This is a genomic window from Arthrobacter oryzae (assembly GCF_003634095.1).
Classification (GTDB): domain Bacteria; phylum Actinomycetota; class Actinomycetes; order Actinomycetales; family Micrococcaceae; genus Arthrobacter; species Arthrobacter oryzae.
The window spans coordinates 713225-722190 of the sequence record NZ_RBIR01000002.1; the positions used below are offsets into that span (position 1 = coordinate 713225).

The following is an 8966-nucleotide window of genomic DNA, read 5'->3' on the forward strand; positions in this document are numbered from 1 at the left end:
CCGGACCTGCCCTAAGCCGGGCCTGCCTTAGGCCGGGGCGGCCCCGCGGGCCTCAGCCGGCCTGGCGGGGCGGCTCGACGTCGGCGGTTACACCCTGCTGTCCGACGGTTGCGGACGCGACGGCGGCAGCACCGGTCGCGACGGCGGCGTTACCGGAGAGCGCCGTATTGCGGGCCGCGATCACCTCCTGGAGCCAGTAGTAGGAGGCCTTCGGGGTGCGGACCAGGGTGTCGAAGTCGACGTGCACCAGCCCGAACGGCTGCTTGTAGCCAGCCGACCACTCGAAGTTGTCCATGAGGGACCACACGTAGTACCCCCGGAGGTCCACGGATTCGGCGGCACCACCGGGACGCGTCGCTTCCAGCGCCGTGCCGATATGGTCCGCCAGGTACTGCACCCGGCGCTCATCCGGAATGATCCGCCGGCCCGCCGCGGCATCCTGGACCACGACGTCCTCGAAACTGGCACCGCCCTCGGTAATGTAGACCGGCGGCAGGTCAGGGTAGCGCTCGGCCATCTCGGACAAGGCCACGGACATGTATTCGGGCTTGATCGGCCAGCCATATGCCGTGGTCTCGGTGTCGGGAAACGATGCCACGTGGAAGGGCGCGCCGGGCGTTCCGCTGAGGTCGTCCCCCATGGCCTCGGCCATGCCGGGCGGCACGGCACCCTCCCCCGGACCGGCCCCGACCCGGGTAGGCATGTAGTAGTTCAGGCCGTAGAAGTCCAGGGGCTGGGAGATCAGCTCCAGGTCTTCGGCGGAGGGGTTGAAGGACGACGAAAAGATCGTTGCTGCCCGGATGACCTCGGGGTACTTGCCGAGCAGGACGGGGTCGGCGTAAAGCCTGTTCTGCGCCACGTCCATGAGCCCGGCGCTGAGCTTGTCCAGCGGATTAGCGGTGGCCGGGACCATCGGAGAGTAGACATTGGTGATGCCGATTTCACCGCCCACATTGGCCGCGCGCAGCGCCTGGAGCGCCAGGCCGTGGCCCAGCAGCTGATGGTGCACGCTGGGGAGCCCCTTGAGCATGAGCGCCTCGCCGGGGGCGTGCATGCCCAGGACATAGCCGTTGGTAGTGACCGTGGCGGGTTCGTTGACCGTCACCCAGCGCGCCACGCGGTCTCCGAAGGCGGCCGCGGCGATGGCGGCGAACTCCCCCAGCCGGTATGCCGTGTCCCGGTTCATCCAGCCGCCCGCTTCATCCAGGGGCAATGGCGTGTCCCAGTGGTAGAGCGTGGCCATGGGGGCAATGCCATTGGCGAGCAGGAGGTCGATCAGCCGGTCATAGAAGTCCAGCCCGGCCGGGTTCACGGGGCCGCTGCCACCGGGCTGGATCCTGGACCAGGACAGCGAAAACCGGTACGAATCGATCCCCAGTTCCTTCATCAGGGCCACGTCCCCGGGCATCCGGTGGTAGTGGTCGCAGGAGACGGCGGGGCTGTGGTCCCCCACGATCGAACCCGGCTTCGCGGCGAAGACGTCCCACCCGGACGGCCCGCGGCCGTCTTCGTCAAGCGCACCCTCAATCTGGAAGGCCGACGTCGCCACACCCAAGGTGAAGCCGGGCGGAAGCAGCGAAGCCAGATCATTGGCGGAAGTGTTCATTGACGGGCCCTCTATGTAGTTTCGTTCGTCGTGGACTGATCTTAGGCCTCCGCCGGCGCCACGCGCCACGAGCTCCGCAGTTTGACGGACCGTGCCCAGTTGGTCAGTGTTGATCCGTGCACGTGAGAATTGAACAAGGCGTCCGGCAGCCGCCGGCGCGGCCCGGCCCCGGCCGGCAGGCGGCGGCCCTCCTCGGATTCCTGGCGGTCTCCCACGCGGTGTCCTATGTGGCTTCGCTGGCCATCATCAGCAATGCCGACGGGTGGTATGCCGCGGCGGAGAAGGCGCCGTGGACTCCGCCGGGCTGGGCCTTCGGATCGGTTTGGATGATGCTGTACACCTCCGTGGCGGTGGCCGCGTGGCTGGTATGGCGGCAGAAACCGGGAGCTCTCACCGGGGAGAAGCGGGTAGCCATGACCGTGTATGGCATATTGTTGTTCGTGAACCTGGCCTGGGCACCCCTGTTCTTCGGCATGTATCCGATGATCGGAACCGCCGCGCTCTGGCTGGCCCTCCTGGTTATCGCCGCCCACGCGGTGGCCGCCTCCGCCACCGTGATCGTGTTCGGCCTGATCAGCCGGGCCGCCGGGCTCCTGATGCTGCCCTACGTCTCGTGGATTGTGTTCTCGTGCAGCCTCAACGTCTACGCGGCCGCCAGGAACTGATCCTCGGACCCGGCACCGGTCGCTTTTGCCAGGCGCCGGCCGCTCAGAACACCGAAGTCTCCGGCCCCATCAGGAAGTCCTTGGCGTGCGCCACCGCCTTGCGGAAGGCGTCGTTGCGCAGGCCCACGAGCTGCTCCGCATCGTCCGCGGACGGTTCCAGATACTCGGTGAAGCCGGGCCTCAGCACCCAGATATCACCTGCGGGCGGCAGGTAGAACACGCCAAAGGACCGGTGCTGGCTGTCGTCGGCCGTCCACACCGGAACTACGGCCAGCGCCGCGCCGGTGTCAACGTTGATCCATTGCGCCCTGGGCAGGGGAGCCTCGTGCGCCTCTGGATCCAGGAACGGGGCCGTCCCCTTGCCCCAGCGCTCCTCGAAGCGTTCGTGGAACACCGGCATCAGGTGCGAATCGTAACGACGCCATGCGCTCATGGGCGATCTCCTCCTTGGGACGTGGACTGGTGGGGTGCTGCTGCTGCGGCGGGGGCCCGGCTCAGCGGCCCCCGCGCCGGTGTTGATCCGGCCATGGACCGGTTTCCCAGCGCACGGGGAGCACGCGCAGGAGCGGCTCCCGACGCCGGACAATGCGCACGGGGATATCGCGCCCGACCGCTGTGGTGCTGTCCGCTGCGGTACCGCCCGTGCCGGCTTCTTCAGCGCCAGGACTGCCGGCGCCCGCGCCTCCCGTGACGACGACGCCGCCCGTATGGCCGCCGCTGGCGTCGTAGCCCGCCCTGGCCCGCGGGTCGCGCAGCACGGAAAAGGCATCCAGGATCGCGTGCACGTCGACCTCGTCGTCGGGGTGGCCGGTGCCGGGATGGCCGACGTCGGGATGGCCCCGGCGCATCAGCGCCCGGAAGGCGCGCCCGATTTCCTGCCGGCTCGCGTCCGGGGAGACGTGCAACAGCGCATAGTAACCGCGGGGATCAGGGTTGATTCCGGGCATCGTCGGCCTCCGTTGCAGACAGCCGGAGCCGGCGCAGTGCCGGGTGCACGGCGCCGGCTCATGGGGCTACTTGCCGATCTCGTGCATCGTGTCCTGCGACCGGGTGATTTCAATCTTCCGCGGCTTGGCGGTCTCCGCCACGGGGATGCGGAGCGTCAGGACTCCGTCGGCGTAGTGCGCCTTGACGTGCTCGGTGTCCAGGCTGTCGCCAAGGATCAGCTGGCGGCTAAAGACGCCGCGGGGGCGCTCCGATACCGTCAGCTCCACGTTGGGCTGCGTCGGGTCCCGGCGCTCGGCCCGGACCGTCAGGACATTGCGTTCCATATCCAGCCCGATCGAGTCAACGTTGACCCCCGGGAGATCAAACACGACGACGAATTCGCCATCCTCCTGCCACGCGTCCATGGGCATGGCCGCAGGGCGTGCCGCCGTCCCGAACACCTGCTGGGCGAGCCGGTCAAAATCACGGAACGGGTCCGTCCGGATTAGCATCATTTCCCACTCCTTCAGCGCGAATTGATCTGCATTTCCTGTTCAACCCACCACAACTTTTCTATGGTGGTGGGTATAGATTTTTTATAGCACCGGTGAAAAAATGATGCAAGGGAAAATTGTCCCAACGGAAAGGAGCCATAATGGACCGCAGCTCTGGGGCAGGCCTCTATGCCATCTCTGTGGTGGCGCAGCTGGTCGGCACGGGACAGCAGAATATCCGGCTCTATGAGCGCCGGGGGCTGCTCGCCCCGGACCGCACGGCCGGCGGCACGCGGCAGTACAGCGACGCCGACCTCGTGGTGCTGCGCCGGATCGGCGAGCTCCTGGAGGAGGGCCTGAACCTTGCCGGGGTGGCCAAGGTACTGGAACTGGAGGCGGCCAACGCCAGGCTGCGGGCCGATCTACAGCGGGCGAGCCGCCGCTGACGGGCTCTGTCAGAATCGGCGCCCGATTCGCACAGGCGCACAGTCGGTGCCGCGGCCGGTCAGCGCCCGCGCTGAGTCAGTGCCGGCGCTCAGTCAGTGCCGACGTCGGCGGTGGACAGCGTGCCGGTGACCTGTTCGCCCGGGATCCGCGCCGTGCGCCAGGTGTCCAGCGCGATGACGCCGCCCAGCACAACGAGCGAGATCGAGAAAGCCCCCAGGGCATCGGTCAGCCAGTGGTAGCCGAGGTAGAGCCGGCTGATGGCGGCGAAGAACATGCCGATAACTGCCACGATGAAGGCGATGACGGCGGACCTGGGGTTGTTCCGGCGCGAAAAGACCAGGAACGTCGTGACCAGCAGGAAATCGCAGGCGCCCAGGACGTGCCCGGAGGGGAAAGAGAACGTGGTGTCGGCGCCGAAGAGCATCAGGTCCACCGGAGGGCGGTGGCGTTCCACGATCCGGCCGATGACCTGGGCCAGGATCACGCCGGTCAGCATGGCACCGGCCAGGAGCATCGGCCGCCAGGCATGCTTGGCGAGCAAACCCCAGGTTACTGTCACGATGAGGACGATGATCGGCAGGCCGATGGGGCCGAAGACGATCGCAAGGATGATCATGATGGTGGTGGCGGGTTGCCCGCGCAGGGTCACGAGCCATGACCGGACGGGCTCGTCCGCCGAGGAAATGCCGTTGTGCTGGAGGACGCCGGTCAGGATGACCACGAACAGCACCAGGCCCGCGATCATGAGGGCGACGGCGGTGCGGTAGAGGTTCCGGCGCGCCGGCACGCTCATGTAGCGCTCCTCCACAACGAACTTCTCGTTGAAGTTCCGCCACCAGCCCTGCTGCTTGCCTGTCTGAGCCTCTGCCATGTCGCCGTGCCGCCTTTGCGCCGAGTTGTCGAGCCGTGTTGTGGACCGTTTTTCGTTTGTCTCCGCAGAACATTATCCCCGTTATCCGCAGGGACATAGGCAATCGGCCCGCGGGGAACCCCCGCCGTGGGATTCCTGGCCGGGCCGCCGGCCCGCGTAACCTGCCGGGCGGGGACGGAAGGGGTGTTGCTGTGAGCCGTTTCACAAGGTAGCCTCCTACACAATGTAGCCTTCTACACAACTTGTGATGCTTAATAAGCAACAGGCCCGCGATGAAACCGGACGGGCTGGACGGAGAACCTGATGGCCGAAACACGGCAGGCAAATGGCGGTACCGGGCGGACCCGCGGCAAAGGGACCCGGGGCAAAGAGACCCGCGGCAAAGAGACCCGCGGCAAGGAGACCGGAGGCAAGGTGACCGAGGTGGAGACCTACGGCATCGAACGGATACCGGAGAAGGACCGCACGGCGAGCCCCTTCGACCTCTTCCGCGTTTCGTTCGGCGGGGCAAACACGTTTGCCACAGCCTTTCTCGGCGCCTTTCCGATCCTGTTTGGGCTTTCCTTCTGGCAAGGCCTGGCAGCCACCGTGACCGGACTCGTCGTCGGTGCACTCCTGCTGGCCCCGATGGCCGTCTTCGGGCCGACCAACGGCACCAACAACGCCGTTTCGTCCTCGGCACATCTGGGCGTCCACGGCCGGATCGTCGGCTCGTTCCTGTCCCTCCTCACGGCGACGGCGTTCTTTTCGATCTCGGTGTGGAGCTCCGGCGATGCCCTGGTGGGCGGCCTGAACCGGATGGTCGGCCTGCCGCAGGACATGGGTTCGTTCGCCGTCGCCTACGGCCTCTTCGGCGCCCTGGTCCTGGTGGTCTGCGTTTACGGCTTCAAGTTCATGCTGCTGGTCAATAAGATCGCCGTTACCGCCGCCACCCTGCTCTTCGTCGTCGGTTTTATTGCCTTTGCGGGGGAACTGAACCTGAACTTCGAGGGCGCGTTCGGCATTGGATTTGACGGGGTGAGCCTTCCCGGGTTCATTCCCGCGTTCATTGGCGCGGCACTGATTGTGATGTCCAACCCGATCTCCTTCGGCGCGTTCCTCGGCGACTGGGCACGGTACATCCCGACGGCCGCACCGAAGCGCCGGGTGATAGGCGCCGCGCTGCTGGCCCAGCTGGCCACGCTGATCCCCTTCGTCTTCGGGCTCGCCACGGCGTCCATCATCGCCACCAAGGCGCCGGAGTTCATGGACCCCGCCGCGCCCAACTATGTCGGCGGCCTGCTGGCCGTCTCCCCCGCCTGGTACTTCATCCCGCTCTGCGCCATTGCCCTGATCGGCGGCATGTCCACCGGGGCGTCATCGCTGTACGGGACCGGCCTGGACTTCAGCAGCGTCTTCCCGAGGTTCAACCGGGTCCAGGCCACCCTCTTCATCGGGATCCTGGCAATCGCGTTCATCTTCGCCGGCCGGTTCGCGTTCAACCTCGTCCAGAGCATATCCACCTTCGCCACCCTGATCGTGACGTGCACCGCGCCGTGGATGGTGGTCATGACTATCGGGTTCATCACCCGCCGCGGCTGGTACGACGCCGATGCGCTGCAGGTGTTCAACCGCCGCCAGACCGGCGGACGCTACTGGTTCAACCACGGCTGGAACCTGCGCGGCATGACCGCCTGGCTGGTGAGCGCCGCCCTGGGCCTGAGCATGGTGAACATGCCCGGCCAGTTCGAGGGGCCCCTCGGAAACCTCGCGGGCGGCGTGGACGTCAGCCTGCCGGCGGCGCTGGCGCTGGCCGCCGTCCTGTACCTGGGCCTGCTGTGGATCTTCCCGGAGCCCCGCGGAGTCTTCCCGGCCGCGGGACCCCGGTGGGTCCCGGCAGGAAACACCCCGGTTCCGCCCGTGCTCGACGCCGCCGGCAATGTTGTGCCGGACGCCGAGGGGGTCCCCGCGGACCCCGGGACGCCCCGCGCGGGCGAAGCCGAACTGGTGGGCCAGCTGTGAGCTGGATCGACCTGAGCGTTCCCCTGCACTCCGGAATGCCCGTCTATCCCGGAGATCCCGAGGTCAGGATTACGCCCGCGCTGACGGTGGCCGCGGACGGCGCGAATGTGCTCTCCCTGGACATGGGAACCCACTCGGGCACGCATGCGGACGCGCCACTGCATGTGGACGATGCCTGGGATCCATTGGAGAAGCTGCATCTGGCGGCGTTCAGCGGGATCGCGGAGGTCGTCGATCTCCGCGGTGCCGGCGGCGGTGCCATCACGGCATCGCACCTTGCCGGCATTCGGCCGGCCGAAGGGGACGGCAGCGCTGACGGGGGCAGACGGATCCTGGTGCTGCACACGGGCTTCTCCGGCCGCTGGGGCACTCCCGGCTATCTGGCCCACCCCTGGCTCGAGGCCGGTGCGGCACGGCTGATCGTCGAACGCGGATACCGCACGGTGGCTATCGACGCGCTGAGCGTCGATCCGAGCACGGCCGGCCCTGCCGCCGATTCGACCGCCCCGGCGGCGGCCGCCCACGGGTTCCCCGCCCACCTCATCCTGGCGGGCAACGGCTGTGTCATTGTCGAGAACCTGACCGGGCTGGACCGCGTCCAGCAGCTGGCGGCGGCGGGCACCGCCGTCGAGGTCTTCCTCTTTCCGCTCAATATCCCCGGAGCGGACGGCGCCCCGATCCGGGCCGTGGCCCGCCCGCTTCCTGAGCCCCGGCAACCCGGCGCGCTGAGCCGCGCCGAGGTGCAGAGCGCCGCGGAGACCCTCATCGCCGCCTTCGCCGCGAATGACGCCGAGGCGTACTTCGGCGCGTTTGCCGCCGAGTCGACGTTTATCTTCCACTCGGAGGGCGCCAGATTGCAGTCCCGGGCGGCCTACCGCAGCCTGTGGGAGAGCTGGACCGCAGCCGGCTGGAGGGTCGAAGAGTGCTCCAGTTCCGAGCAGGACATCCAGCTGCTGGGCACCAGCGCAGTCTTCTCGCACCGGGTGGGCACCACCGTGCGGACCAGCTGGGCCGGCGCCCGCGAGGTTAGCGACGAACGCGAAACCATTGTCTTCGTGAAGACCGCGGACGGCCGCATCCTCTGCGTGCACGAGCACCTTTCAGTTGCGCCGGCAGATATCTAGGGCCGAAGGTCCCGGGTCGAATGGATCCGCAGGTCAAGGACCCGCAGGGGTGCATGACCGGATTTCCGGTCCGAAACATGCTCCCGGAGCGATTTGACGGCCCGATAAATATGACGTTATTGTTCCTTCAACTATTGGGGCCAAGAACAGAACTCCAAGAAGGAACGTGCCATGACCGAAGTTACCCAGACCATTGAGATCCAGGTCGACAGCCGCGAGGTCCTCGATGAGCGCCTCGATGATGCCGTGCGCGGCCTCCAGCAGCTCGCAATGACCACAGGAACACAGGGCATCCTGCTGACGCGGCACAAGGCAGGCCACTACACGGCGGCCCTGTCGGATCAGGTGCCCTTCGGCATGACCCGCGAGCTCGTTCACTAGGGGAGACTCCGCGGGAGCCTTACAAGCCAGGTCCCGGGCAGCTGAGCTTTGACTCGCTACCCGGGACCTTCTTGCATCTACCGGCCGATCACCCGTCGCAGCTGATCACCAGTCATGGACGGTGCCGTCGACGAGGCGGTTGTAGGGCAGGTAGGCCTGCTGGTACGGGAACGCCGCGGCGGCTTCCTCATTGAATTCGACGCCGATGCCGGGCGACTCGCCCGGGTGCAGGTAGCCGTCCTTGAAGGTCATGGACTGTTCGAAGACCTCGTTGGTCTTCTCGGAGTGCTGCATGTATTCCTGGATGCCAAAGTTGTGGATGGCCAGGCCCACGTGCAGCTGCGCGGCGAAGCCCACCGGGGAGATGTCGGTGGGGCCGTGGAAGCCGGACTTGACCTGGTACTGCGCGGCGAAGTCCATCACCTTCTTCAGCGGGCTGATCCCGCCGAA

Annotated in this window: 11 protein-coding genes; 5 read left to right on the plus strand and 6 right to left on the minus strand. The window is 67.1% G+C overall.

Annotated features, from left to right (window positions below; all coding sequences use genetic code 11):
* Positions 1-52: 52 nt before the first annotated feature.
* Positions 53-1606 (minus strand): GH1 family beta-glucosidase, encoded by a 1554-nt coding sequence (locus C8D78_RS07610; protein WP_244208293.1) that lies wholly within the window; start codon positions 1604-1606, stop codon positions 53-55.
* A 122-nt stretch (positions 1607-1728) separates the two neighbouring features.
* Between C8D78_RS07610 and C8D78_RS07615 the strand changes: the two genes are divergently transcribed.
* Positions 1729-2271, plus strand: coding sequence for a TspO/MBR family protein (locus C8D78_RS07615; protein ID WP_120951663.1), 543 nt, complete (start codon positions 1729-1731; stop codon positions 2269-2271).
* Positions 2272-2314: 43 nt separating this feature from the next.
* On the opposite strand, the gene C8D78_RS07620 is transcribed toward C8D78_RS07615, so the two are convergent.
* From C8D78_RS07620 to C8D78_RS07630, 3 genes are all read right to left on the minus strand, one after another.
* Positions 2315-2704, minus strand: coding sequence for a hypothetical protein (locus tag C8D78_RS07620; RefSeq protein ID WP_120951666.1), 390 nt, complete (start codon positions 2702-2704; stop codon positions 2315-2317).
* A gap of 61 nt (positions 2705-2765) precedes the next feature.
* On the minus strand, positions 2766-3218 hold the full coding sequence (locus C8D78_RS07625; RefSeq protein ID WP_120951669.1) for a J domain-containing protein: 453 nt from the start codon (positions 3216-3218) through the stop codon (positions 2766-2768).
* Between the two features lie 66 nt (positions 3219-3284).
* On the minus strand, positions 3285-3710 hold the full coding sequence (locus C8D78_RS07630) for an Hsp20/alpha crystallin family protein (RefSeq protein WP_120951877.1): 426 nt from the start codon (positions 3708-3710) through the stop codon (positions 3285-3287).
* A gap of 143 nt (positions 3711-3853) precedes the next feature.
* Between C8D78_RS07630 and C8D78_RS07635 the strand changes: the two genes are divergently transcribed.
* On the plus strand, positions 3854-4138 hold the full coding sequence (locus tag C8D78_RS07635) for a MerR family transcriptional regulator (protein ID WP_120951672.1): 285 nt from the start codon (positions 3854-3856) through the stop codon (positions 4136-4138).
* A gap of 89 nt (positions 4139-4227) precedes the next feature.
* Here the strand turns inward: C8D78_RS07635 and C8D78_RS07640 are convergent, their stop codons facing one another.
* Positions 4228-5010: a phosphatase PAP2 family protein gene (locus C8D78_RS07640; RefSeq protein ID WP_120951675.1), complete on the minus strand. Its 783-nt coding sequence runs from the start codon at positions 5008-5010 to the stop codon at positions 4228-4230.
* 303 nt (positions 5011-5313) lie between these two features.
* On the opposite strand from C8D78_RS07640, the gene C8D78_RS07645 reads away from it, so the two are divergent.
* The 3 genes from C8D78_RS07645 to C8D78_RS07660 all read left to right on the plus strand — a co-directional run bounded on the left by C8D78_RS07645 (position 5314) and on the right by C8D78_RS07660 (position 8516).
* Complete coding sequence (locus C8D78_RS07645; protein ID WP_244208294.1) at positions 5314-7011, plus strand: purine-cytosine permease family protein; 1698 nt, start codon at positions 5314-5316, stop codon at positions 7009-7011.
* Complete coding sequence (locus C8D78_RS19815) at positions 7008-8135, plus strand: cyclase family protein (protein WP_208641895.1); 1128 nt, start codon at positions 7008-7010, stop codon at positions 8133-8135. Before C8D78_RS07645 ends, C8D78_RS19815 begins: the two co-directional genes overlap by 4 nt.
* Before the next feature lie 171 nt (positions 8136-8306).
* Positions 8307-8516, plus strand: coding sequence for a hypothetical protein (locus C8D78_RS07660; RefSeq protein ID WP_120951678.1), 210 nt, complete (start codon positions 8307-8309; stop codon positions 8514-8516).
* Between the two features lie 105 nt (positions 8517-8621).
* Here the strand turns inward: C8D78_RS07660 and C8D78_RS07665 are convergent.
* Positions 8622-8966, minus strand: a 345-nt coding sequence (locus C8D78_RS07665) for an enolase C-terminal domain-like protein (RefSeq protein WP_279629524.1), incomplete at its 5' end; no start/stop codon positions are given.

What these genes read in the sequence shown, in the direction of transcription:
- C8D78_RS07610 (WP_244208293.1), bottom strand. Translation starts at nt 1,606, where the DNA reads ATGAACACTTCCGCCAATGATCTGGCTTCGCTGCTTCCGCCCGGCTTC.
- C8D78_RS07620 (WP_120951666.1), bottom strand. Translation starts at nt 2,704, where the DNA reads ATGAGCGCATGGCGTCGTTACGATTCGCACCTGATGCCGGTGTTCCAC.
- C8D78_RS07625 (WP_120951669.1), bottom strand. Translation starts at nt 3,218, where the DNA reads ATGCCCGGAATCAACCCTGATCCCCGCGGTTACTATGCGCTGTTGCAC.
- C8D78_RS07630 (WP_120951877.1), bottom strand. Translation starts at nt 3,710, where the DNA reads ATGCTAATCCGGACGGACCCGTTCCGTGATTTTGACCGGCTCGCCCAG.
- C8D78_RS07635 (WP_120951672.1), top strand. Translation starts at nt 3,854, where the DNA reads ATGGACCGCAGCTCTGGGGCAGGCCTCTATGCCATCTCTGTGGTGGCG.
- C8D78_RS07640 (WP_120951675.1), bottom strand. Translation starts at nt 5,010, where the DNA reads ATGGCAGAGGCTCAGACAGGCAAGCAGCAGGGCTGGTGGCGGAACTTC.
- C8D78_RS07645 (WP_244208294.1), top strand. Translation starts at nt 5,314, where the DNA reads ATGGCCGAAACACGGCAGGCAAATGGCGGTACCGGGCGGACCCGCGGC.
- C8D78_RS07660 (WP_120951678.1), top strand. Translation starts at nt 8,307, where the DNA reads ATGACCGAAGTTACCCAGACCATTGAGATCCAGGTCGACAGCCGCGAG.